Origin of the sequence: Pseudomonas ficuserectae (assembly GCF_024584585.1) — a bacterium.
In the GTDB taxonomy this organism is placed as follows: domain Bacteria; phylum Pseudomonadota; class Gammaproteobacteria; order Pseudomonadales; family Pseudomonadaceae; genus Aquipseudomonas; species Aquipseudomonas amygdali.
Genome location: NZ_CP085684.1, coordinates 1,093,390 through 1,118,941 on the forward strand (window position 1 = coordinate 1,093,390; position 25,552 = coordinate 1,118,941).

The 25,552-nt window shown below is 57.3% G+C and carries 18 protein-coding genes and 1 pseudogene; 7 read left to right on the forward strand and 12 right to left on the reverse strand.

Annotated features, from left to right (window positions below; translation table 11 throughout):
- Positions 1-143 precede the first annotated feature (143 nt).
- From LJU29_RS04905 to LJU29_RS04930, 6 genes are all read left to right on the forward strand, one after another.
- A complete protein-coding gene (locus tag LJU29_RS04905; protein ID WP_002555212.1) occupies positions 144-857 on the forward strand; it encodes an ABC transporter permease in 714 nt (237 codons plus the stop codon).
- A 14-nt stretch (positions 858-871) separates the two neighbouring features.
- Positions 872-1,765: a glycine betaine ABC transporter substrate-binding protein gene (locus tag LJU29_RS04910; protein WP_005745340.1), complete on the forward strand. Its 894-nt coding sequence runs from the start codon at positions 872-874 to the stop codon at positions 1,763-1,765.
- Between the two features lie 13 nt (positions 1,766-1,778).
- Positions 1,779-2,432, forward strand: a complete 654-nt coding sequence (locus LJU29_RS04915; RefSeq protein WP_005745339.1) for an ABC transporter permease — start codon at positions 1,779-1,781, stop codon at positions 2,430-2,432.
- The gene (locus LJU29_RS04920) at positions 2,429-3,574 is read left to right on the forward strand and encodes an osmoprotectant ABC transporter ATP-binding protein OsmV (RefSeq protein WP_257111727.1); all 1,146 of its coding nucleotides are present in this window, start codon (positions 2,429-2,431) and stop codon (positions 3,572-3,574) included. Before LJU29_RS04915 ends, LJU29_RS04920 begins: the two co-directional genes overlap by 4 nt.
- Before the next feature lie 308 nt (positions 3,575-3,882).
- Positions 3,883-4,992 carry an RHS repeat-associated core domain-containing protein gene (locus LJU29_RS04925; protein WP_057423494.1) on the forward strand — a complete coding sequence of 370 codons (1,110 nt, stop codon included), beginning with the start codon at positions 3,883-3,885 and terminating at the stop codon, positions 4,990-4,992.
- Between the two features lie 370 nt (positions 4,993-5,362).
- Complete coding sequence (locus LJU29_RS04930) at positions 5,363-6,526, forward strand: type III PLP-dependent enzyme (protein WP_002555201.1); 1,164 nt, start codon at positions 5,363-5,365, stop codon at positions 6,524-6,526.
- A gap of 224 nt (positions 6,527-6,750) precedes the next feature.
- On the opposite strand, the gene LJU29_RS04935 is transcribed toward LJU29_RS04930, so the two are convergent.
- Complete coding sequence (locus LJU29_RS04935) at positions 6,751-7,743, reverse strand: alpha-xenorhabdolysin family binary toxin subunit B (RefSeq protein WP_005754239.1); 993 nt, start codon at positions 7,741-7,743, stop codon at positions 6,751-6,753.
- A 7-nt stretch (positions 7,744-7,750) separates the two neighbouring features.
- Entirely contained in the window at positions 7,751-8,995 is a 1,245-nt protein-coding gene (locus LJU29_RS04940) for an alpha-xenorhabdolysin family binary toxin subunit A (protein ID WP_057423493.1), read from the reverse strand.
- Between the two features lie 344 nt (positions 8,996-9,339).
- Between LJU29_RS04940 and LJU29_RS04945 the strand changes: the two genes are divergently transcribed.
- Complete coding sequence (locus LJU29_RS04945; protein WP_257111729.1) at positions 9,340-11,862, forward strand: PepSY domain-containing protein; 2,523 nt, start codon at positions 9,340-9,342, stop codon at positions 11,860-11,862.
- A gap of 123 nt (positions 11,863-11,985) precedes the next feature.
- Here the strand turns inward: LJU29_RS04945 and LJU29_RS04950 are convergent, their stop codons facing one another.
- The 10 genes and pseudogenes from LJU29_RS04950 to LJU29_RS04995 form a co-directional block, all read right to left on the reverse strand.
- Complete coding sequence (locus LJU29_RS04950) at positions 11,986-12,960, reverse strand: peptide ABC transporter ATP-binding protein (protein WP_005754235.1); 975 nt, start codon at positions 12,958-12,960, stop codon at positions 11,986-11,988.
- Positions 12,960-13,928 carry an ABC transporter ATP-binding protein gene (locus tag LJU29_RS04955; RefSeq protein ID WP_002555195.1) on the reverse strand — a complete coding sequence of 323 codons (969 nt, stop codon included), beginning with the start codon at positions 13,926-13,928 and terminating at the stop codon, positions 12,960-12,962. The genes LJU29_RS04950 and LJU29_RS04955 overlap by 1 nt, the downstream gene beginning before the upstream one ends.
- 10 nt (positions 13,929-13,938) lie before the next feature.
- Entirely contained in the window at positions 13,939-14,850 is a 912-nt protein-coding gene (locus tag LJU29_RS04960; protein WP_002555194.1) for an ABC transporter permease subunit, read from the reverse strand.
- Positions 14,851-14,860: 10 nt separating this feature from the next.
- Complete coding sequence (locus LJU29_RS04965; RefSeq protein WP_002555193.1) at positions 14,861-15,871, reverse strand: ABC transporter permease subunit; 1,011 nt, start codon at positions 15,869-15,871, stop codon at positions 14,861-14,863.
- 74 nt (positions 15,872-15,945) lie between these two features.
- Positions 15,946-17,541 (reverse strand): ABC transporter substrate-binding protein, encoded by a 1,596-nt coding sequence (locus LJU29_RS04970; protein ID WP_257111730.1) that lies wholly within the window; start codon positions 17,539-17,541, stop codon positions 15,946-15,948.
- 82 nt (positions 17,542-17,623) lie between these two features.
- Positions 17,624-19,043: pseudogene (locus LJU29_RS04975) on the reverse strand (OprD family porin).
- Positions 19,044-19,198: 155 nt separating this feature from the next.
- The gene (locus LJU29_RS04980) at positions 19,199-20,791 is read right to left on the reverse strand and encodes an ABC transporter substrate-binding protein (protein ID WP_257111731.1); all 1,593 of its coding nucleotides are present in this window, start codon (positions 20,789-20,791) and stop codon (positions 19,199-19,201) included.
- A gap of 335 nt (positions 20,792-21,126) precedes the next feature.
- The gene (locus LJU29_RS04985) at positions 21,127-22,755 is read right to left on the reverse strand and encodes an ABC transporter substrate-binding protein (protein ID WP_257111732.1); all 1,629 of its coding nucleotides are present in this window, start codon (positions 22,753-22,755) and stop codon (positions 21,127-21,129) included.
- A 256-nt stretch (positions 22,756-23,011) separates the two neighbouring features.
- Positions 23,012-24,619 (reverse strand): ABC transporter substrate-binding protein, encoded by a 1,608-nt coding sequence (locus tag LJU29_RS04990; RefSeq protein WP_002555188.1) that lies wholly within the window; start codon positions 24,617-24,619, stop codon positions 23,012-23,014.
- A 136-nt stretch (positions 24,620-24,755) separates the two neighbouring features.
- Positions 24,756-25,469: an SIMPL domain-containing protein gene (locus tag LJU29_RS04995; RefSeq protein WP_005745322.1), complete on the reverse strand. Its 714-nt coding sequence runs from the start codon at positions 25,467-25,469 to the stop codon at positions 24,756-24,758.
- Between the last annotated feature and the right edge of the window lie 83 nt (positions 25,470-25,552).

Sequence of the window (25,552 nt, forward strand, 5' to 3'; positions counted from 1 at the left end):
GAAGCTGCGCTTATGGCTTGTGTTTTCGCCGAGGTTAAACCCTTACCGGCGACCCACCCGCTGCTCTTCGCGAACGTTATTGCCGGTGTCCTTTGCGGACGCTCTGGTCAACGCGTTCGCCGACTGAAATAAGGAGTCCGCCTGTGGCTAATCGCTATGGCAAGGGGCTATTGGGAGGTGCGGTTGTGATCGCACTCCTGGCCCTGCTGATCCACTGGATCGGCATCAGTACTATCAAGCAATACCAGGATGACCTGCTGTTCTACCTTCAGGCTCACCTGATTCTGGTTCTGGTTTCAATGTTGGCGGCCCTGGTGGTCGGTATCCCCGCAGGCATCGCCCTAAGCCGCCCGAGCATGGTTGGCCGCGCCGAACGTTTCATGCAGATATTCAACATTGGCAACACCGTTCCTCCTCTCGCCGTTCTGGCCATTGCCCTCGGGATACTCGGGATCGGCAGCGGGCCTGCGATCTTCGCGCTGTTCCTCGCCTCTTTGCTGCCCATCGTGCGTAACACCTATGAAGGCCTGAAAAACGTTCAGGGTTCACTCAAGGAAGCTGCGGTCGGCATCGGCATGACCCCGCGTCAGGTGCTGTGGCGTGTCGAGTTGCCTAACGCCGTGCCGATCATCATCGGTGGTGTGCGTGTCGCGCTGGCGATCAATGTCGGGACCGCGCCGCTGGCGTTCCTCATCGGTGCCAACAGCCTGGGCAGCCTGATTTTCCCCGGCATCGCCTTGAACAACCAGCCGCAACTGGTGCTGGGTGCGGCGTGTACCGCTCTGCTGGCGCTGCTGCTTGACGGGCTGGTGATACTGGCCAGTCGTCTCTGGCTGGAACGCGGTCTGGCTCGCTGAGCGAAGGAATTATCATGAAAAGAATATGTTTGTTTTTAGGTTTGGCCTTGCTGTTTCCGGCATTTGCCCAAGCGGCGGATAAACCGCTTTTACGGGTCGGCGCACGGGTGTTCACTGAACAGACCATGCTTGCCGAGCTGACTGCGCAATACCTGCGAACCAAGAACTACGATGTGCAGATTACCGGCGGTCTTGGCAGCAACCTGGCGCGTAGCGCACAGGAAAGCGGTCAGTTGGATCTGCTCTGGGAATACACCGGTGTGTCGCTGGTTGCCTACAACCACATCGATGAAAAACTCGACAGCGCACAGACTTACGCGCGAGTGAAGGAAGTCGATGCCAAGAAAGGCCTGGTCTGGCTTTCGCCGTCGAAATTCAACAACACCTACGCGTTGGCACTGCCGCAAAAAGTGGCTGACAAGTACCCGCAGGTCAACACCATGACCGACCTGACCAAAGTGCTCAAGGACGAAGCCAAAGAGGGTCATGTCGTAGCGCTGGACACCGAGTTTGCCAACCGTTCCGACGGCCTGATCGGTATGGTCAAGCACTACGACATGAATCTCGGTCGTGAAAACACCCGGCAGATGGACGCCGGGCTGGTCTACACCGCGTTGCGCAACGGTCAGGTTTTCGCCGGTCTGGTGTACACCACCGACGGACGTCTCAACGCGTTCAAACTGAAAGTGCTGGAAGACGACAAGCACTACTTCCCTGACTACACCGCAGCGCCGGTGATCCGTCAGGAATATCTGGACAAGCATCCGGACATCGCCACGCTGCTCAAGCCGCTGGCTGACCTGCTGGACAACCAGACCATGATCGACCTCAACGCTCGCGTAGACGTCGGCCATGAAAGCCCCTCCACGGTTGCTGCAGATTTTCTGCGCCAGCACCCATTGAACTAAGGAAGGAGACGATATGAGTTTCTTGAGCGCCTTCTCCCATCTGGACTGGGCACAGGTTCTGCAACTGACCTGGCAGCACATCACGCTGGTCGGCATCGCCGTTACCCTGGCGATTCTCGTCGGCGTGCCGCTGGGCGTGCTGATGACGCGTTTTCCAGCATTGGCAGGCCCGCTGCAAGCCAGCGCCACAGTGCTGCTGACTGTACCGTCGATTGCCCTGTTCGGCCTGTTGCTGCCGTTCTACTCCAAATTCGGCCAGGGCCTTGGCCCGATGCCGGCGATTACCGCAGTGTTTCTCTATTCGCTGCTGCCGATCATGCGTAACACCTACCTGGCCCTGACTGGCGTAGAACCGGGTATCCGCGAGGCCGCCAAAGGCATCGGCATGACCTTCGGCCAGCGCCTGCGCATGGTTGAACTGCCTATCGCCGTACCCGTAATCCTCGCCGGTGTGCGCACCGCCGTGGTGATGAATATTGGTGTCATGACCATCGCCGCGACCATCGGTGCCGGTGGTCTGGGTGTACTCATTCTTGCTTCAATCAGCCGCAGCGATATGTCGATGCTGATCGTCGGCGCTGTACTGGTCAGCATTCTGGCCATCATCGCCGACCTTCTCCTGCAATGGCTGCAACGCACGCTGACTCCAAAAGGATTACTGAAATGATCGAACTCCAGAACCTCTCCAAGACTTTCCAGAGCAACGGCAAAGAAGTGAAGGCTGTCGATTCGGTCAGCCTCACGGTCAACGAAGGCGAAATCTGCGTCTTCCTTGGCCCTTCGGGCTGCGGCAAGAGCACCACGCTGAAAATGATCAACCGCCTGATCATGCCGACCTCCGGCAAAGTGCTGATCAATGGTGAAGACACCACTGATCTGGACGAAGTGACCCTGCGTCGCAACATTGGCTATGTGATTCAGCAGATCGGTCTGTTCCCGAACATGACCATCGAAGAGAACATCGTGGTCGTGCCCAAGCTGCTCGGCTGGGACAAACAGCGTTGCCATGACCGTGCTCGCGAACTGATGAGCATGATCAAGCTGGAGCCCAAGCAGTACCTGCATCGCTACCCGCGTGAACTGTCAGGTGGTCAGCAACAGCGTATCGGCGTGATCCGTGCCCTGGCAGCCGACGCGCCCTTGCTGTTGATGGACGAACCGTTCGGTGCGGTCGACCCGATCAACCGCGAGATGATCCAGAACGAGTTCTTCGAGATGCAGCGCGCGCTGAACAAGACCGTGATCATGGTCAGCCACGACATTGATGAAGCCATCAAGCTGGGCGACAAGATCGCCATCTTCCGTGGCGGTAAACTGCTGCAGATCGATCACCCGGACACCTTGCTCGCACATCCGGCTGACGACTTCGTCAGCAGCTTCGTCGGCCAGGACAGCACCCTCAAGCGCCTGCTGCTGGTCAAGGCCGAAGATGCAGCCGACAACGCGCCATCGGTCAGCCCGGAAACCCCGGTGGCCGATGCGCTGGACGTGATGGATGAAAATGACCGTCGCTACATCGTTGTCACCGACAGCGAGAACAAGGCAATGGGCTACGTACGTCGCCGTGACCTGCATCGCCAGCAGGGCACGTGCGCGCAGTTCCTGCGTGAGTTCAACGCAACCGCCGCTTACGACGAGCACTTGCGCATCCTGCTGTCGCGCATGTACGAGTTCAACCGCGCCTGGCTACCGGTGCTGGATGCCGAGAACGTGTTCCTGGGTGAAGTGACGCAGGAGTCCATTGCGGCTTACCTGAGCTCGGGTCGTTCGCGTGGTATGAAGACCAGTATTGTTTCGCCTGCGGATTAGGTTGCTTCCTGATTTTTGGCATTACCGCCAGTCTTCGTGACTGGCGGTAGCCGTTGCCACCCGTTTCTCCACGTTGTAGTGGCCGTCTTCATCAAATTTCTTGCTACTGATCCTGCCTCCCCGTTTGTTCAAGCTGGAAGGGCACGCCTTACCGTCAGTGATCCCGGATGAATGGAGGTCGTTGACGTAAAGTTCGTGCTGCTCTCGCTGCGTTTCTGCCTGTGCAGGCTACTGGCATTTCTGTCAGTAGCACTTTGGGCAGCAGTTGATTTAGTTTCTTCTGACCGAAGCGCAGCGAGGTACTGATGATGAACGAGCTTTGTCGATACAGGTATGACCCTTTGGATCGCCTTGCGAGTCTGACTCCTCTGGCTCAGGCGATGAGGCAGCGGTTCTATGGCGGCCAGCGGTTGGCAACCGAAGTGCTTGATGGCGAGCAGCGCACACTTTTTCGTGTGAGAGGAATGCCTCTGGCGCAGCAGACCCTTGCCAATGGAAAGCGCATTGTTGTTTTGGATGCTGCAGATCAGCAACAAAATGTATTGCATGCGGGCGGTGTCGAGCAGAGAACGGCTATTGCCTACACACCTTATGGTTACAGTGAAAAAGCTGCGAGAAACCCAGAGGTACCGGGCTTCAATGGAGAGCAGATTGACACAGTTACCGGTCACTACCTGCTTGGCAACGGTTACCGGGCCTACAATCCGGTCTTGATGCGCTTCAACAGCCCCGATAGCTTCAGCCCTTTTGGCGAAGGCGGGCTTAATGCCTATGGCTATTGTGCGGGTGATCCGGTGAACCGGAGCGACCCTGGCGGGCATATTTTTCGCGCTATTGGCACACTATTCCAAGGGGTATCAAGGAATGCGCGGCTGATGAGAGACGCTGCAGAACAATGGTTACGCGGTTCCAGAGGGCGCGGATTGCCTGCTATCAAAAATAAGCCGTCCGAGGGCATTTTTCGCAAACCAGAGGCCGTTCTTGCCGACATGCCGCCGCACATAAAAGAAATGATTGCGGGTAATTTGTCTGGTCTTGATGCCGCAAGTCTGGCAAGCACTTCCAAGGACTTCGAAAGCGTGGTGATGGCTGCATCAGCGCGTCAGTTCAATGCACTGAATATCCCTGACCTTGCTTTTCAACCGTGGTTGCAAAAGCTCGACGAAATCTATCACGGTGAGGTGCCGGGTATTGCGCCGATGTTCCCACGTCTCGAAGGTATTCCGTTTTTCTATGTGCAGGCCAAACTGATAAGAGTGCCTCGATCACGATGGGAGCCCCGTCGACTCTTGAGCCTGCAATCGCCCGTTCGGAAAACCCACTATCAAACGCCCGCCATGAGTGCTGACGCTGAGGCTCTGGTTCATGAGCAGCGACTTTATATGATGCATAACAGACGTCCAGATTGGCTTTTTTGATTTCTCAACGGATCCTTGCCAACCGGACGCGTTTGTCGGTTTATCAGGCACTGAGGAACATCTGCCTGTCATGCAGGTCGGTTAAACAGGTCCTTGGGAAGGCAACTCAAGCGCTCTGTGCAAAAACGCGACGTTTTTTGTTGATATCCGGCCCCTCAGGTCCTAAAGTTCGCGCCGAACGTCCATGCTGGAAACGATCCATCCGGCTCAAGTACTGACGACGAGACAGCAAGGCCAGGAAGGCAGCCCTTCAGGGCCTTTTTGCTTTCGGCGACATGCCTTGGGAAGTAGGCGAACCAAAGTGGGGATACGGAGGGCGTTCATTTGCACCCATTTACCAATACCGCTTGCCATCAGGAGTTCCAGCAGCATGTCGATCAATGTCGAAGACTACTATTCAGCCGAAACCTTCAAGAAAATGAAGGCGTTCGCTGACAAGCAAGAAACTCCGTTCGTGGTCATTGATACCGCCATCATCAGTAAAGCCTACGACGACCTGCGTGCGGGCTTCGAGTTTGCCAAGGTCTATTACGCTGTCAAAGCCAACCCGGCCGTCGAAGTCATCAATCTGCTCAAGGACAAGGGTTCCAGCTTTGACATCGCGTCGATCTACGAGCTGGACAAGGTCATGAGCTGTGGCGTTGGTCCGGAGCGCATCAGCTACGGCAACACCATCAAGAAATCCAAGGACATTCGCTATTTCTACGAGAAGGGCGTGCGTCTGTTCGCAACCGACTCGGAAGCGGATCTGCGCAACATTGCCAAGGCTGCGCCGGGTGCGAAAGTCTACGTGCGTATTCTGACCGAAGGCTCGACCACCGCCGACTGGCCGCTGTCGCGCAAGTTCGGCTGCCAGACCGACATGGCCATGGACCTGCTGATTCTTGCCCGTGATCTGGGTCTGGTGCCTTACGGCATCTCGTTCCACGTCGGCTCGCAGCAGCGCGACATCAGCGTCTGGGATGCTGCCATCGCCAAGGTCAAAGTGATCTTCGAGCGTCTGAAAGAAGAAGACGGCATCGTTCTGAAGCTGATCAACATGGGTGGCGGCTTCCCGGCCAACTACATCACCCGCACCAACAGCCTGGAAACCTACGCTGAAGAGATCATCCGCTTCCTGAAGGAAGACTTCGGCGATGACCTGCCGGAAATCATTCTCGAGCCAGGCCGTTCGTTGATCTCCAATGCCGGTATTCTGGTCAGCGAAGTCGTGCTGGTCGCGCGCAAGTCGCGCACCGCTGTCGAGCGCTGGGTGTACACCGATGTGGGTAAATTCTCCGGCCTGATCGAAACCATGGACGAAGCCATCAAGTTTCCGATCTGGACCGAGAAGAAGGGCGAAATGGAAGAAGTGGTCATTGCCGGTCCGACCTGCGACAGCGCCGACATCATGTACGAGAACTACAAGTACGGTCTGCCACTCAACCTGGCCATCGGTGACCGTATGTACTGGTTGTCGACCGGTGCCTACACCACCAGCTACAGCGCAGTGGAATTCAACGGCTTTCCGCCGCTGAAATCGTTCTATCTGTAAGCGCTGTCCTGATATGAAAACCCGCGAGTGATCGCGGGTTTTTTTTGCGTTTCATCCAGGGTTCAGACAGTCTGATCCTGTCCAGTGTCGAACGCTTCTGAAAGACGCTGAATTTCCCGCACGTTGAATTGATAGCTGTTTGGCTGCCGCCTAACGGCAGGTGCATAAACGCATGCTGCAAGGGCGTACAGGCCATTACCCTTGCAACGTGGGCTTCGGTGGCGTCAGCGAATGCGGTTCAAGTAGCCGATCAACTGTTGGCCCGAGTTGATCAGGCGCATGCTGCGTTGCTTGCCATCGGATGCGCTTGTGGTGTTGACGACCAGAAAGCTGTCCAGAGTGTTTTTGATTTTCTGGTATTGCTCGACATAAGCGGCGCGCTGTTGGTCAAAATCGTTGAAGCATTCAATCAGCTCAATGCGCTGTGCGAGCGCGATTTTTTCCTTGTCCATGCCTGCCAGTTGCTGGGACAGGGCATTGATGCGCTCGCGAAAACCATCACGGCGTTTGATCATCGCGATGAGGTTGATTCCCGCCTCACCCTTTTCCAGGGTCGCCTTCATTTGCTCGAGCGCCAGCATGATCACTGCGAGTTCAGGGGGCTGCATTCCCAGGCTGAGCACCTTGTCTGCAGTGATCAACGTGTCCTTGGCAATACTCGTCGCGCCCTTGCTTTCCAGGGCGTCAATAGCGGTGCTCAGCACTTGACGCTCTTCGTTCAACTTCGCCAGGGTGGTGTGTAAAACGTCGAGTCTGGTGCCTGCGTTTGCCATGTCACCTTGCAGACTCTGCCCAAACTCAGCGGTCTGCTGTCGATCAATACCTTGTGTCATGCCACTCAGAGCACTGGCCAGTTGCTGGGCTACGGCAGTGGCATTGTTCACGAGGCGCTGACACTGAACGTCGATATCTTCCAGCTCCTCGGCATCGATGGGAGTGGCGGAGGGTTGAACGTACTGCCTCAGCAGGGCGGTCTTCGACTCGATATCGATGATCAGCCGTTCAGTCTGTTCTCCGAGGTACTGTTGTTCAGTGACAGCCAGGATGTTCAGGCGTGTGAGCTTTTCATAAAGGTTGGGCAGGTAGTGGGTCTTGGCAAACAGAAGGTCTGCCGTTACCAGACTGTTACGCATGAGGTGAAGACTGCGAGTCATGATGTCGCGGTCGGGTATTTGACCAGCGAAGGCTGTGTCATTGGGCGTGAACGTATTTTTCATTGTCGAGCTATCCATAAATCCGTTTATATTCTTCATCCGCTTCCTTAAACACATTAAGCAAGGCGTCCGAGTCGACGTCGATGGTCTTCCAGGGGTGAACGACTTGTCTGAAGTGATTCATAAATTGCCGTAAGGACAAGGCATCGTTTATCTCGGACGCCGATACCGCAGACGCCTCAATAAACAAAAACAGTTTGTTCCATACGGTAATCAGGTTTTTAGTCGCCACGTCGGCATCGACCACAATCGTTGCCAGATTCTGCAAGTTAAACTTTACCCTGCTCAATGAGCCCAGAATAGTGTTCTTGTCTTGCAAGGTGTCTATGTCGGCGGTTTGTTGCGTCATTAATTCATTGCGTGCGGCCCTGACATTTTCAGCTTCTACGCCGAAATAAATGCCCAATGCCAAGCCCACAATGTTCAAGCTACTGACCGAATTCAACGATTGTTGCACCACCGCCTTGTATTCTTTGTTCTTTTCATCGATGTCCTTTGCGCGCTGTTCGATATCCAGGCTCAGCTTCGTCACGTCGGCCGGCAGTGAACTGTTGTCGATGGCAACCATTTTGCGCTGTATCTCGGGCCCGACATGCAGCGACAGGTCCAGGCCAAACTGATCCAGTTCCTTCTTGATGGTTTGGGCATCGGCCAGATTGGCTGCAATCAAGTCCAGTATGTCGGTGAGGTGGGAGCCGATTTCCTGGGTGATCTCCTTATCGTTTTCATCCAGCTCGATGCCCGGGAAGTCCTTGCCCAGTTCAAGACTCAAGCGTGTTACATCCTCCAGTGTCTTGATCTGATGATGGTCAACGATTTTCCCGGCCCTGACGTCGCCGTTGATCTCCTCCATGCTCTGGCCGTACACCAGCATCTTGCCTGCGAAAACCTTCAGTTTGCTGCCGATGCCCAGAAGGTCGGTGCGCAGAGGACTCCAGCGACGCGCATGCCGGTGGATAAGGTTGAAACTTTTCAGGAAGTCTTCAGGTTCAAGCCCTGCACCGGCGCCTTTTGAATAGCCGAGATAAACAATGACGTCCTCCAGCTCAACGGGCAGGGCAAGGCCCGCCAATTCATATTTCTTGAGATTGATAATCTGCTCTTTGGTCAGAATCAAACCGGGGGCACGGGTGACGTGCTTATCATTGGCAGACGACATCGTACTGAACAGTTCGGCCGTTTTTATCGCCTCATCCGCCTTGAGGTCTCCGGATAAAGGTAACGCCTGCATGACGTTGTAAAACATTGGGTTCATGGGTATGTCCTTATTTCCACTGGGAGAACAGATGTTGATCTCCTCAACACGTTAATGTTCTCGTGTTGAAAAAGGTTAGTGTTTTAAGGGTGAGGGCGTCAAAGCATAAACATGGATTAAAGATGTAAGATAAATGACTCTTTACAGTCAGTCTGCCGTGGGCGGCTGCCCTTTTTTACAGAGGTGGTACATGTATAAATTCAATGCTTTTTAATAAAGATGTTTTGTTCCCGTCAGCGGCACGAATGAACAGGGAAACCCACGTTACCTCGATTTTAAGATGAGAATGCGTCGCGGTTGGAGCATACTGCGCGCCGCAGCCTGCAGAGGGGAGAGCGTCGGCGTTGAAGAAAGTCCTGTTTCAACTGCACTGGTTCTTTGGGATCACGGCAGGTCTGGTGCTGACCCTCATGGGGATTACCGGCGCGCTGTATTCGTTCGAAGACGAAATTCTTGATGTTCTGAACCCAGACGTTTTGCTCGTGCAGGAGCGTACGGCCACCTTGCCACCGATTGAGCTTGTTCACAGGCTGGAGGCAGCGACCGGGCTGAGCGTCGCTATTCTGCGTGTCGATACGCTGGGCAATCGTGCCGCTCAGGTGTATTTCACCCCGGAGCCGGGCGAACGGCGCGGTCCCAAACGCAATTTCGATCACTATACAGGCGAGCTGAAAGGCGATGCGATGGGTGAGGGCTTTTTCGACTTTGTCCTGCAACTGCATCGTTATCTGGCTGCCGGTGAGGTGGGTAAGCAGATCACTGCGGCCTGCACGCTGGTTCTGGTGTTCTTCTGCCTGTCCGGGCTCTACCTGCGTTGGCCTCGCAACGCGCTGAACTGGCGTGTCTGGCTGACGATGGACTGGGCTAAAAAGGGCCGCAGTTTCAACTGGGACCTGCATTCGGTGTTTGGTACCTGGTGCCTGTTGTTCTACCTGCTTTTCGCGATCACGGGCCTTAACTGGTCTTATGACTGGGTGAGCAATGGTCTGAACAGGCTGCTGGGAGATTCGCTGCCTGTACAGCGCAAAGCCCCTGTGGCCCCTTCCAGCCAATCCGCGCCGTTGCTGGTTGATTATGCTGCCATCTGGGACAGTGTGCAGAAAACCGCCGGGCCTGAACTACGTGCTTATAACTTGCGTTTGCCTGCTTCTGGCGGCCAACCGGCCACGGTGTTCTACCTGCTCAAGGACTCACCTCATCCACGGGCCTTGAACAGCATCACGCTTGACCCGGCCAACGGTCAGGTCAGCTCGGTTTCACGCTATGCAGAGCGCAGTTTCGGCGCGCAATTGCTGGCCAGCAACTATGCGCTGCACGTTGGTAGCTATTTCGGCCTCGTCGGCCGGCTCATCATGACGGCTGCATCGTTGATGATGCCGCTGTTCTTTATCACTGGCTGGTTGTTGTACCTGGATCGACGTCGCAAGCAGCGCGCTGTCAGAAGTGCGCGCGGCGAGGTTCAGAGTGAAGGAGCAGATGATGCTGCTTCCTGGCTGATAGGTTTCGCCAGCCAGAGCGGTTTTGCCGAGCAGTTGGCCTGGCAGGCTGCTGGCCAGTTGCAGGCTTCAGGAGTGTCTGTGCGCGTGAAGCGGCTGGGCGATTTGACCGAAGAGGATTTCAGTCAGAGTCGTAAGGCGCTGTTCGTCGTCAGCACCTTTGGTGAGGGCGAGGCGCCCGATAGCGCGCGAGGTTTCGAGCGTAAGTTGCTCGGCCGTCCGCTGGAACTGAAGCAGCTCGATTACGCCGTTCTGGCCCTGGGCGATCGTCAATACCCGCATTTCTGCGGTTTTGCCCATCGTTTGCATGGCTGGTTGGCTGAGCGTGGCGGGCGCACGTTGTTCCCGCCTGTTGAAGTGGACAGCGCTGATCCAGCAGCCCTGCAACACTGGCAGCAGCAGCTGGGACAATTGACTGGCTCCGTGCCTTCAACGCACTGGCAGGCACCGGTGTTCGAGAACTGGACGCTGGCGCGGCGCGAGCATTTGAACCCGGGCAGCAGTGGTTCGAAGGTTTACCTGCTGGACCTGACAGCGTCGACGTCAGCGAGCTGGCAGGCGGGGGATCTGGTCGAGGTGATGCCGCGCAATGCGGCGCAGGTCATTGAACCCTTTCTCGCCGGGCTGGGTGTCGATCCTCCCACGCCGGTAACCGTGGATGGCTTGCAGGAGCCGCTCAGTCAGGCGCTGGCAACCCGCCAACTGCCGCACAATCGTGCGCATCTGGTGGGCCTGCACGCGCAGGCGCTGATCGACGCGCTGGCGCCGGTATCTGCTCGTGAATATTCGATCGCTTCGATTCCGGAAGACGGACGTCTGCAACTCATCGTGCGCCAGGAAGTTCATCCTGACGGCAGTCTGGGGCTGGGCTCCGGCTGGCTGACCACCCATGCCGACCTCGACAGCGCGATCAGTCTGCGTTTGCGCCGCAACAGCAGTTTTCATTTGCCTGTCGATTCCGTCCCGCTGATCCTGCTGGGCAATGGTACGGGGCTGGCCGGTTTGCGCAGTCTGCTCAAGTCTCGCATCGCTCAAGGGCAGATGCGCAACTGGCTGCTATTCGGCGAACGTAACCGCGCCCACGATTTTCATTGTGGTAACGAACTGGAGGACTGGCTGGAGGCTGGTCATCTGAATCGACTGGATCTTGCCTTCTCACGTGACCAAGCTGAGAAAATCTACGTGCAGGATCGCTTGCGTGATGCGGCTGATGAACTGCGAAAATGGCTGGACGACGGTGCCGCGATCTATATCTGTGGCAGCCTGCTCGGTATGGCGGCGGGGGTGGATCAGGTGTTGAAGGATGTGCTGGGAGAGCAGAGAGTCAGTGAGCTGATCGAGCAAGGACGTTATCGGCGGGATGTGTATTGATCGGCGTGCCGATACGGAAGTCTTTGAGAAAGATCGGACGCGGAGCGTCCAGAACTGCGTGCCCACGCTGGAGCGTGGGCACGATAGTCTTCTAGCTTCTAGCTTCTAGCTTCTAGCTTCAGCCTATGCCGCTACAAATTGCTCGGCATAGTGGCAGGCCACCTGGCGGTTATCCACCAGGCGCAGTTCCGGTACGTCTGTTGCGCAACGTTCGGTCGCGTAAGGGCAGCGCTTGTGGAAAGCGCAGCCGCTTGGCGGGTTGAGCGGGTTGGGCAGCTCGCCGACGATCTTGATCTTCGGTTTGAGCGGGTCCGGGTGGATGGTCGGGGTCGCTGACAACAGTGCCTGAGTGTAAGGGTGCAGCGGACGGTTGTAGATCTCTTCCTTGGGACCCATTTCCGCTGGCCGCCCCAGGTACATCACCAATACCGTATCGGCGACATGACGCACCACCGAAAGGTTGTGGGAGATGAACACGTAGGCGGTGTTGAATTCCTGCTGCAAATCCATGAACAGGTTCAGCACCTGCGCCTGAATCGACACGTCCAGCGCCGAAGTCGGTTCGTCCGCGACCAGCACTTTGGGCTGTAGCATCATCGCCCGGGCCAGCGCGATACGCTGACGCTGACCGCCGGAAAACATATGCGGGTAGCGCTGATAGTGCTCGGGGCGCAAACCGACCTGAGCCATCATCGCCTGGACTTTCTCGCGGCGTTCGGCGGCTGACAGGCTGGTGTTGATCAGCAGCGGCTCGCCGAGCTGATCCCCGACTTTCTGCCTCGGATTGAGCGAGGCATAAGGGCTCTGGAAGACCATCTGCACGTCCTTGCGCAACTGCTTGCGCTCGGCCTTGCTGGCCCCGGCAACTTCCTGACCGGCGATTTTCAGCGAGCCGGATGAAGGCTCTTCGATCAGCGTCAGCGCGCGCGCCAGTGTCGATTTGCCACAGCCGGACTCGCCGACCACAGCCAGGGTCTTGCCGGCTTCCAGTTCGAAGGACACGCCGTTAAGCGCACGCACCAGCGCTGTGCCCTTGAACAGGCCGCGGGAGACTTCGTAGTGACGGGTAAGGTCGCGGGCGGTAAGTACGACGCTCATTACGCCACCTCCTGATTCAAGGGATAGAAGCAGCGCGCCAGACTATGGGCCTTGGGGTCCAGGCCAGGACGTTCGGTCCGGCAGTTGTCGCGCACATACGGGCAGCGCGGTGAAAGCAGGCAACCCTGTGGCCGGTCATAGCGACCCGGAACCATGCCCGGCAGCGTGGCGAGGCGTTCGGCGCCCATGCTGTGCTCGGGAATAGCAGCCAGCAAGGCTTCGCTGTACGGGTGGGCAGGGACCTCGAACAGACCGGGCACCTGACCGACTTCCACGGCCTGACCGGCATACATCACACAGACGCGCTGGGCGGTTTCAGCCACTACCGCCAGGTCGTGAGTGATCAGCACCAGCGCCATGTCCTGCTCTTTTTGCAGGCTCAGCAACAGCTCCATGATCTGCGCCTGAATGGTCACGTCCAGCGCGGTGGTCGGTTCGTCGGCGATCAGCAGTTTCGGTTCGCCGGCGATGGCCATGGCAATTGCCACACGCTGACTCATGCCGCCCGACAGTTGATGCGGGTAGGCATTCAGGCGCGCAGCCGCACCAGGGATTTCGACCTTTTCCAGCAGTTCCAGCGCGCGCTGGCGTGCCGCCTTGCCCGACATGTTCAGGTGCTGGCGCAGCACTTCCTCGATCTGAAAGCCCACGGTGTAACTGGGGTTCAGCGCGGTCATCGGGTCCTGGAAAACCATCGCCAGGTCTTTGCCGATGATGCGACGACGCTGCCGTGCGTTCAGCTTGAGCAGGTCCTTGCCGTCGAAGTTGAGCGCGTCGGCGGTGATGATGCCGGGTGAATCGATCAGCCCCATCAGCGCCATCATGGTCACGGATTTACCGGACCCCGATTCGCCAACGATGGCCAATACTTCGCCTTTTTCGACGCTCAGGGACAGGCCGTCCACAACAGGTACGGCCTTGGCGTCGCCGAAGCGGACGTTGAGATTCTTGATTTCAAGAAGTGACATGCGAATCTCCTCAGGCGGCGTTCTTGAGTTTCGGGTCCAGCGCATCGCGCAGACCGTCGCCCATCAGGTTGATTGCCAGCACGCTGAGCAAAATGGTCAGACCGGGCAGGCTTACGACCCACCAGGCACGTTCGATGTAGTCGCGCGCCGAGGCGAGCATGGTGCCCCATTCAGGCGTCGGCGGTTGTACGCCAAGGCCCAGGAAGCCCAGCGCTGCGGCGTCGAGAATGGCCGAGGAAAAACTCAGCGTTGCCTGAACGATCAGCGGTGCCATGCAGTTGGGCAGCACGGTGATGAACATCAGGCGTGGCAGGGTGGCACCGGCCAGACGCGCAGCCGTCACGTAGTCACGGTTCAGCTCGCCCATTACCGCAGCGCGGGTCAGACGTACGTAGGACGGCAGCGACACGATGGCGATGGCGATCACGGTGTTGATCAGGCCAGGGCCGAGAATTGCCACGATGGCTACAGCCAGCAGCAGCGATGGCAGGGCCAGCATGATGTCCATCAGGCGCATGACCGAAGGGCCCAGCACGCGCGGGAAGAAGCCCGCCAGCAAGCCCAGCAGGATGCCCGGGATCAGCGACATGACCACCGATGCCAGACCGATCAGCAGCGACAGGCGCGAACCCTGGATCAGACGCGACAGCAGATCGCGGCCCAGTTCGTCGGTGCCGAGGATGAATTGCCATTGACCGCCTTCAAGCCACACCGGAGGTGTCAGCAGGAAGTCACGGTATTGCTCGCTCGGGTCATGGGGCGCAACCCACGGGGCGAACAGGGCGCAGAACACGATCAGGATCATGAACAGCAGGCCGGCAACCGCGCCTTTGTTTTTCGAAAACGCTTGCCAGAATTCTTTGTACGGGGATGGGTAAAGCAGGCTTTGATCGACTGCTACCGCAGGAGTAGGGGTGCTCATATCGATGATCTCAGCGCTGATGACGGATGCGTGGGTTGGCAAAGCCGTAGAGGATATCCACCACGAAGTTGACCAGGATCACCAGACAGGCGATCAGCAGAATGCCGTTTTGCACGACCGGATAGTCCCTGGCGCCGATGGCTTCGATCAGCCACTTGCCGATACCGGGCCACGAGAAGATCGTTTCGGTCAGTACCGCACCGGCCAGCAATGTGCCGATTTGCAGGCCGAATACGGTCAGCACTGGAATCAGCGCGTTGCGCAGGCCGTGAACGAATACCACGCGCGCTGGCGACAGGCCTTTGGCCCGTGCAGTACGCACGTAGTCTTCACGCAGTACTTCGAGCATCGAAGAGCGGGTCATCCGGGCGATTACCGCCAGCGGGATGGTGCCCAGCACGATGGCTGGAAGAATCAGGTGATGCAAAGCATCGAGAAACGCGCCTTGTTCGTCACTGAGCAAGGTGTCGATCAGCATGAAGCCGGTGACCGGCGGAATGTCGTACAGCAGGTCGATCCGCCCGGATACCGGCGTCCAGCCCAGTGATACCGAGAAGAACATGATAAGGATCAGGCCCCACCAGAAGATCGGCATGGAGTAGCCCGCCAGGGAAATCCCCATGACCCCATGGTCGAACAGGGACCCTCGCTTGAGTGCGGCGATGACCCCGGCCAGCAAGCCGAGAATACCCGCAAAAATCAGTGCCGCCAGCGACAACTCCAGGGTTGCCGGGAACAGCGAGGTGAATTCGCTCCAGACACTGGTGCGCGTACGCAGCGATTCACCGAGGTCGCCGTGGGCGAGCTTGCCGATGTAATCGATGTACTGGGCATACAGTGGCTTATTCAGACCAAGACGTTCCATGGCCTGAGCGTGCATTTCCGGATCGACCCGGCGCTCACCCATCATGACTTCGACCGGGTCGCCCGGAATCAGGCGAATCAGGGCGAAGGTCAATAAGGTGATGCCGAAGAAAGTGGGTATCAGCAACCCCACTCGGCGGGCGATAAAACTAAACATCTTGGTGTGTACCTCATCAGCCGGTTAGGCGTGCTCCGGCGAGTCTCGGGTTATGAGCTCGCCGGATTATTTTTCTACTTCACCTGGGTAGTGGCGAAGTTGTTGGTTGTGAGCGGGCTGATTTGGTAGCCCTCCACATTTTTACGCATGGCCGTGAACATTCTGGTGTGAGCCATACTGATCCACGGCTGGTCCTTGTTGAATATTGCCTGAGCTTGCTCATAGAGCGTCGCACGCTCCTGCGGGTTCACTGTTTCGCGGGCCTTGTCGATCAGCGCCTGGAATTCGGCATTGCACCAGCGTGCATAGTTCTCGCCGTTTTTCGCCGCTTCACAACTAAGCATCGGGGTCAGGAAGTTGTCCGGGTCGCCATTGTCGCCTGCCCAGCCGGCAGACACCATGTCATGTTCGCCATTCTTGGCGCGTTTGAGCATTTCGCCCCATTCCATGACGCGAATGTCGATCTTGATGCCGATCTTTGCCAGGTCGGACTGCATCATTTGCGCGCCGAGCATCGGGTTAGGGTTGGTCGGGCCACCGCCGTTGCGGGTGAACAGGGTAAACGTGGTGCCTTCCGGCACGCCTGCTTCCTTCAGCAAGGCGCGTGCCTTGTCGAGGTCGACCGGCGGATTCTTCAGGCTGTTGTTGTAACCCAGCAGGGTCGGCGGATACGGGTTAATTGCTACCAGCGCATTACCCTTGCCGAACACCGCGTTGACATAAGCGTTCTTGTCGAACGTCATGTCAATGGCTTTGCGTACCCGCACATCGCTCAAATATTTGTGCGTGGTGTTGATCGCAATATAGCCGATGGTCATGGCCTCCATTTCATCGATTTTCAGATTCGGGTCTTTTTTGATGCTCGGAACGTCGTCCGGCTTTGGGTACAGCGCGATCTGACATTCGTTGGCCTTGAGTTTCTGCAGGCGCACGTTGTTGTCGGTGGCGATGGCCAGAATCAATGCTTCGGCAGGCGGCTTGCCGCGGAAGTAATCCGGGTTGGCCTTGAAGCGTACCTGCGCATCCTTGGCATAGCGCTGGAAGATGAACGGGCCGGTGCCGATTGGCTTGCTGTTTAGATCGTTGGTCTTGTCGGCTTTCAACAACTGGTCGGCATATTCCGCCGGGTAGATAGAGGCGAACGCCATGGCCAGGTCGGCCAGGAATGGCGCTTCGCGGCGGGTCAGGGTGAACTTGACGGTGTAGTCGTCAGTTTTCTCGACGCTTTTCAGCAGCTCTTTGAAGCCCATGCTTTCAAAGTAGGGGAAGCCGACGCTCGACTTGTCATGCCACGGGTGTTTCGGGTCCAGCTGACGCTGAAAACTCCAGAGCACATCGTCGGCATTCATGTCGCGGGTCGGTTTGAAGTAGTCGGTGGTGTGGAACTTGACGCCTTTGCGCAAGTGGAAAGTGTAGGTCAGACCGTCTTCGCTGATGTCCCAGGATTCAGCCAGCGCTGGAATAACTTCCGTGGTGCCGGGTTTGAAATCTGCCAGGCGATTGAATACGGTTTCAGCCACGGCGTCGGCCGTCACAGCTGTTGTGTATTGCACCATGTCGAAGCCTTCGGGGCTGGCTTCGGTGCAGACCACCAGGGGTTTTGCCGAAACACTGACGGCGACGCTGAGCAGGGCCAGGGCGATCGAGTTGCGTAGCGATAATAGTTTCATTGTGAACCCTCCATAGAGTTGACGCCGATGGTGATGTTCTGGCGCAAGGCTGTTGCCTTGCACCAGAACGGTTTTCAGCGAATCAAAGAATGTTGAACGGAACGGTGGTCACCAGACGGAATTCGTTGATGTTGCCATCAGCCTGATTCTCGCTGGCGCGGTGAGTGGTGTACGTGGCGCGGATGGCAGTGGCCTTGAGCGGGCCGGACTGCACGGAGTACGACGTACCGATACCGTATTCGTAGTGAGTCTCGCCGTCCATTGCGTTTACGCCGCTCGCTGTCCGAACGCCATTGATTGTCTGGACGTCGCCGTAGACGTTGCCTTTATATTTGGTACCGTCGATGTCCCAGCCGCGCGCCTGGTAAATGTTGAACTTCAGGCCCGGCACGCCATATTCGGCCATGTTCAGTACGTAGGCGATCTGCAGGGATTTCTCGTTCGGGCCGTTGAAGTCCGAGAGCAGGGAGTTGGCCAGGAAGATGGCGTTGGTGTCGTGCGCATAGTCGAAATACTCATCGCCAGACACTTGCTGATAGGCAAGGCTGATGCTGTGAGCGTTATGCGTACCGGTGAACGACAGGCTGTAGGTATCGTTGTCGATAGGGCCCTGTTTGCTTTGACCGGAGTCCTTGGTCTTGTAGTAGTTCAGGTTGGTGCTGAGCGCCAGTGCCTTGCTGTCACCCAGTTCGTGGGTGAAGCCGAAGTAGTACTGGTGCCAGAAATCTTCCAGATTCGATGCATAAAAGCTGGTAGTCAGGCTGTCGGTCGGCTTGTAGTCAGCGCCGAACATGTCCAGGCGGTCGGCGGTCTGGCTGCGATCACCGTACTCGGAGCGGAACTTGTCCAGACTCTGTTCCATACGTGGCGATACGCGGTCGAAGCTACCGGCTTGAAACGACAGGTTGTTGAGCTCGTCGCTCTGTACGGCAACACCCTGGAAGCTGGAAGGCAGTGCGCGGTTGCCAATGAAGGCGATGACCGGGGTGTTAACCGATTGGCGACCCATGGTCAGGACGGTGTTGGAGACTCGCGCCTTGACGTTGCCCAGGCCCATTTTGCTCCACTGACCGACTGCATCGCCGTCACGGTGGGCCAGGGTCCGGTTGGAACTGCCTGCAAAGTCATCGGTGTCACGGTCCAGCGCAATGGCGTTGTACAGTGCCAGCTCGGTGGCGAAACCTACAACGCCCTGCGTGTAGCCAGAGGTGTAGTTGACGATGGTGCCCTGCTGCCAGTTGATACGACGCGAGGTCTGCTCAGCGATGCCGTTGTCGTTGTAGCGGAAAACCTCGCCACGACGCTTCAGTTCGTTGGCGTACCAGTTGCGGGTCGTGCCGGTCAGGTGTTGATCTTCGATAAAGCCATTGGCGTCGGCCTGTGCATTCTTCGAACTTAGCTCGGTCGGTATGAACGTCTGGCTGGCTGGCTGGCTCTGCCTGAACCAATGCGCCGAACGACGAGAGAGATAAGGCCAATAACGCAGTGCTTGTTGTTTTCACGATGTGCAGCTCCCTTTATCACTTTTTTATATGCCAGTTCTTAAGCCTGGCTTTTGGTGGTGCAGGGCTTTGGGCCCTGCGTTGTTATCGGTATAAACGCGCAAGTGCTGGCTCTCGCCGTGACACAAGACGGCGAGGGCATGCGGAGTTTCTGATCAGTCGGCGATGCTGACGCCTGAAAAGTTGTTGCGACCAAACGGGCTGACGTGGAAGTCCGTGACCTCGGCGCGCAACGGCTGATTGACCGTCGAGTGGGCAATCGGGGTGATCGGCACCTGTTCCTTGAGGTAGCGTTGCGCCTGTTTGTACAGGTCGGTGCGCTGCTCGCGGTCGGTGACAGCGACGGCGGCCTTGACCAGCTTGTCGTATTTTTCGTCGCACCACATCGAGTAGTTGTTACCGCCAATGGCGGCGCAGCTGTACAGCGTGCCCAGCCAGTTGTCCGGGTCACCGTTGTCGCCGGTCCAGCCGATCAGCGAGATATCGTGCTCGCCATTCTTGGTGCGCTTGAGGTATTCACCCCATTCGTAACTGACGATCCGGACTTTGATGCCGACCTTGGCCCAGTCGGCCTGCAGCATCTCGGCCATCAGCTTGGCATTGGGGTTGTAAGGACGCTGGACCGGCATGGCCCAGAGGGTCAGTTCGGTGCCTTCCTTGACGCCAGCCGCGCGGAGCAGGGTTTTGGCTTTTTCCGGGTCATAAGGCGCGTCCTTGATGCTGTCATCGTAGGACCACTGGGTTGGCGGCATGGCATTGACTGCCAGCTGTCCTGCGCCCTGATAAACCGCGTTGATGATTGCCTTCTTGTTGACGGCCATGTCCAGCGCCTGGCGCACTTCCAGCTTGCCGAGCGGCTCGTGGCGTACGTTGTAGGAGATGTAACCGAGGTTGAAGCCTGGCTTCTCGATGATCTGCAGGCTTTTGTCTTCCTTGAGGCTGGCGAGGTCTGCCGGACGCGGGTTGACCGAGACCTGGCACTCGTTGGCCTTGAGCTTCTGCATGCGGGCAGAGGCGTCGGTCACGATGGCGAAAATCAACTGGTCGATCTTCACCCGGCTCGGGTCCCAGAACTCCTTGTTGCCCTTGTAACGAACCTGCGAGTCTTTCTGATAGCGCTGGAACACGAAAGGCCCCGTGCCAATCGGTTGCTGGTTGATGTCGCGTACATCACCCTTGGCCATCAGTTGTTCGGCGTATTCGGCGGACAGGATCCCGGCGAAGTTCATCGCGATGTTCTGGATGAACGCTGCATCGACCGTATTGAGGGTGAACACCACGGTCAGCGGGTCGGTCTTGTCGATGGATTTGATCTTTTTGTTCAGGCCCATACTGGTGAAGTAGGGGAACTCGGTCGGGTAGGCTTTGCGAAACGGATGGTCGGGGTTGAGCATGCGGTTGAAGGTGAACAGCACGTCGTCGGCATTGAAATCACGGCTGGGCTTGAAGTTCTTGTTGCTGTGAAACTTCACGCCTTCGCGCAGATGAAACGTGTAGGTCAGACCGTCTTGCGAAACATCCCATGAAGTAGCCAGCCCCGGAACCACGCTGGTATCGCCCTGCTTGAACTCGGTCAGACGGTTGTAGATCGGCTCTGATGCATCGTTATCCGTGGATGAGGTGTATTGCGCACCGTCGAAGCCAGCCGGACTTGCTTCGGAGCAGAACACCAGATTGCTTGCCGCCTGGGCAAACGGGGCAAGTGCAAACAGCCCCAGGCACGACGTCATCGCAAGAGTTTTATGCATGATGATCCCTATCCTTCAAAGGACGAGCCGAGGCTCGAATGTCTAACTGGCCCGAAGGCGCTGACCCGAAAAAGATTTCCGAACAACCTGTCCGCACACATTGGGTTACCACGGCCACGAAGCGGCTGGCTTCCTGCCAGTTGCCGCGACCTCAGGACGGTAATTCGCCAAAGACGCGCGGTATATAGGCTCGCAGGCAGCAAAGTGCGTAGGAAATATCTTAGTGATAGTCGAAGAGTGCCAATATCGACACTTTTTCAACCAACTGCTCGGGGCTCATGTTCAGGTAGAACGGCAGGCTGCGCCGGTTGGGCCGGCGCAGCCTGCCGCCGGTTTTATTTCCCGGTTACGCTCACGCCGTAGAAGGAATTCAAGCCAAACGGGCTGATCTTGAAGTCCTGTACGCTAGTGCGCATGGGCTGGTAGACAGTCGAGTGCGCAATAGGCGTCATCGGCACTGCGTCTTTCAGGAGGTGTTGCGCCTGTTTGTACAGCTCGGTGCGCTTGGCCTGATCGGACGTTTCCTTGGCCTGATGGATCAGCGTGTCGAACGGCTTGTCACACCATTTGGCAAAGTTGTTGCCGTTCAGGGCGTCACAGCCGAACAGGGTGCCGAGCCAGTTGTCCGGGTCACCGTTGTCGCCGCTCCAGCCAATCAGCATGGCGCCGTTCTCGCCATTCTTGGCGCGCTTGATGTACTCGCCCCATTCATAGCTGACGATCTTGGCGTTGATACCGATCTTCTTCCAGTCGTTCTGGAGCATTTCGGCCATCAGTTTGGCGTTGGGGTTGTAAGGACGCTGAACCGGCATCGCCCACAGGGTGATTTCGGTGCCTTCCTTGATGCCCGCTTCCTTGAGCAGCTCGCGAGCTTTCTCGGGATCGTACTTGGCATCCTTGATGGTGGTGTCATAGGACCACTGGGTCGGCGGCATGGCGTTGACCGCCAATTGACCTGCACCCTGGTAAACCGAGTCGATGATCTGCTGCTTGTTGACCGCCATGTCCAGCGCTTGGCGCACTTTCAACTGAGCCAGGGGATTTGGATGGTCTTCGCCCTTGATCTCAGGCATCACGTTGTAGGCGATGTAACCCAGGTTGAAGCCAGCCTGATCAGGCATCTTCAGGTTTTTGTCGGCCTTGAGTGGCTCAAGGTCGGCAGGACGTGGGTAAGCGGTGATCTGGCATTCGTTTTTCTTGAGCTTCTGCATGCGCACCGAGGCGTCGGTGGTGATGGCGAAGATCAGGTTGTCGACCTTGACGTCTTCAGGCTTCCAATAGTCCTTGTTGCCGGTGTAACGAATATTGGAGTCTTTCTGGTAGCTCTTGAACACAAACGGACCGGTGCCGATAGGCTGCTGGTTGATCAGCTCCGGCTTGCCTTCCTTGAGCAGCTTGGCGGCGTACTCTGCGGACTGGATGGACGCGAAGCTCATGGCCATGTTCTGGATGAACGCAGCGTCGACTTTGCCAAGAGTGAACTTGACGGTGTGGTCGTCGACTTTTTCGATCTTGGTGATGTTGGTGTCCATACCCATATCAGTGAAGTACGGGAATTCGGTCGGATACGCTTTGCGGTAAGGCAAGTCCTTGTCGATCATGCGATTGAACGTGAACAGCACGTCATCGGCATTGAATTCACGGGTCGGCTTGAAGTAGGGCGTGGTGTGAAACTTGACGCCTTCGCGAAGGTGGAAGGTGTACGTCAGGCCATCATCAGAAATGTCCCACTTGGTTGCCAGGCCGGGCACCACGGCGGTGCCGCCGCGTTCAAACTGGCTCAGGCGGTTGAAAATGGTCTCTGCTGCGGCGTCGAAGTCAGTACCTGTGGTGTATTGACCTGGATCGAACCCGGCAGGGCTGCCCTCGGAGCAGAACACCAGATTCGAAGCTGCGTGAGCGAAAGGAGCACTGGCGAGCAGGCTGGCGCCGACCAGAAACGGAATGACCGCGTGTTTGAGCATGGTTGCCTCAGTTGTTGTCATTTTGATTAGAGGGAACGACCTCGTGAGCCGATCCATCCGATACTTATGCAGGGGCCATACCCAAAGCAAGACAGTGACGCCAAAGAAGCGACAAAGAGTGGCACGATCGTACAGGAATGTCGCGAAAGTGTAATTTTCGACCCTGTTGATCGTTTGCGTGTCGTTTTTTGAAACGTTTCACGCACCGTTAAGGCGCAACCGGGTGAGAAAAATGCACCCGGTTGGAGCCATGTTGTTACTTCACTGTTCCCAGGCTGACACCATAGAAGGGTGTCAGACCGAATGGGCTGATCTTGAAGTCCTGCACTTCCTGGCGCATCGGCTGAAACACCTTCGAGTTGGCAATAGGTGTGATCGGTACCTGCTGCTTGAGAATGTGCTGGGCCTGCTGATAAAGCTTGATGCGCTCGTCGCGGTTACTGGTCAGCTTGGCCTGCTGCACCAGCTTGTCGTAGGCCGGGTCGCACCACTTGGCGTAGTTGCTGCCTTTGACGGCTGCACAGCTGTACAGCACACCTAGCCAGTTGTCAGGGTCGCCGTTGTCACCGGTCCAGCCGTAGATCATCGCGTCATGCTCGCCTGCCTTGGCGCGCTTGATGTATTCGCCCCACTCGTAGCTGACGATGTTGGCCTTGATGCCGATCTTTTCCCAGTCGGACTGAATCATCTGTGCAGACATGCGCGCATTGGGGTTCGAGGCGCGCTGTACGGTCATGGCCCACAGGTCGATTTTCGTGCCCGGTGCCACGCCTGCTTCCTTGAGCAGTTGCTTTGCCTTGGTCAGATCGTGAGGGGCATCCTTGATCGTCGGGTCATAGCTCCACTGACCCGGCGGCAAGGCGTTTTCGGCCAGTTGACCGGCGCTCTGGTAAACCGCTTTGATAATCGCCGGTTTATCGATAGCCATGTCCAGCGCCTGGCGCACCTTGAGCTGATCAAGCGGCGCATGGGTGACGTTGTAGGCGAGGAACCCCAGGTTGAAGCCCGGCTGGCTGAGGACCTTGAGTTTCGGGTCCTTTTTCATTTCTTCGATGTCCTGCGGACGCGGATAGCCGCTGACCTGACATTCGCCAGCCTTGAGCTTCTGCATGCGCACTGCGGCATCGCTGCTGATCGAGAAGATCAGATTGTCGATCTTCACGTCCTCGGGCTTCCAGTACTCGGTGTTGCCCGCGTAACGGATCTGCGAGTCTTTCTGGTAGCGTTTGAAGACGAACGGGCCAGTGCCGATCGGCTTCTGGTTCAACTCCTCGGCCTTGCCTTCCTTGAGCAATTTGTCAGCGTATTCGGCAGACTGGATGGACGCGAAGCTCATGGCCAGGTTCTGCACGAACGCAGCGTCAATGTTGTTCAGGGTGAACTTGACGGTCAGCGGGTCGACTTTCTCGACGCTCTTGATCGTTGTGTTCAGACCCATGTCAGTGAAGTAGGGCGACTCGGACGGGTAGGCCTTGCGGAACGGATGGTTGGCGTCGAGCAGGCGGTTGAACGTGAACAGCACGTCGTCCGCGTTGAATGCGCGAGTAGGAGTGAAGTAGTCCGTGGTGTGAAACTTCACGCCGTCGCGCAGATGAAACGTGTAGGTCAGGCCATCCGGCGAGACGTCCCAGCGAGTAGCCAGGCCTGGCTCCACTTCCGTGCCGCCACGCTTGAATTGGGTCAGGCGGTTGAAGACGGTTTCGGCCGAGGCATCGAAGTCGGTGCCGCTGGTGTACTGACTGGGGTCGAAACCGGCCGGGCTGGCTTCCGAGCAATACACCAGTGTGCTGGCCGCCTGGGCCAGAGGTGCGCAGGCCAGCAGGGCGGAGGTCAGCAGCAGCGGTTTGAAGAGTGTGTGTCCCATGGATCCCTCGCGTAGTGCTGCGTTCTCAATATTGGACGCAGAGCGTCCGTAACTGCATTCCCACGCAGAGCATGGGAGCGATAGTTGTGCTGATTGAGCTCCGGTTTCCGGGCTCGGAATAAATGATGACCGTTTCTCAGGGAATCGCGACTTCAATCACGCCATCGGCTGCAACGCTGACCTGGCTGGTGCCCGCTTCGACATCGGGTGTTGGCGCTGAGTCTTCCCGCGAGGATTTTGCCATCATCATCACCGGTGCGCGCAGATACGGCTGCGGGTAGCCCGAGGTGTTCAGGTTCAGGTTAACCAGCTTGTAACCCGTGCCGCCCAAGGCTTCTGTGACCAGTTGCGCTCGGGCCTTGAACGCAGTCACGGCGTCCTTGAGCAGGGCGTCTTCGCTGGCCTTGCGGGTCGATGGCGAGATCGAGAAGTCCATGCCGCCCATTTTCAGATCCGTCAGCAGCTCGCCGGTCAGCTTCGAAAGTACCGCAAAGTCCGCACTTTCCAGACGCAGCTCGGCGCGTTCACGCCAGCCGGTGATCTTCTGCCCTTTATCGTCGTAAACCGGATAGCTGTTGCGGCTGCCCTGACGGATCTTCACATCCTTGACCTGCCGCGCCTGGCCCAGAGCCTTGTTCAGGGTTTCAGTGATCTGAGCTGCCAGTTTGGCCGGGTCGCTGTCCTGTGCTTCGGTATAAAGGGTAACCAGCATCAGGTCGCGCTGGACTTCCTGGTTGACCTCGGCGCGCAAGGAAATCTGGTTGTAGCGGGCTTCTTCAGCCAGGGCCGGCAGGCTGGACAGGGCGGCGGCCAGCGCGACGAGCGTGGCAGCAGGGCGAAGATTGAACATGAGAGCTCCTTGTTATCAAACGGCCTGCGACACGTGTCGCTCGGCGCAAAGTGTTCTGACTGTAGCGCTTTGGCCCGGTTCCT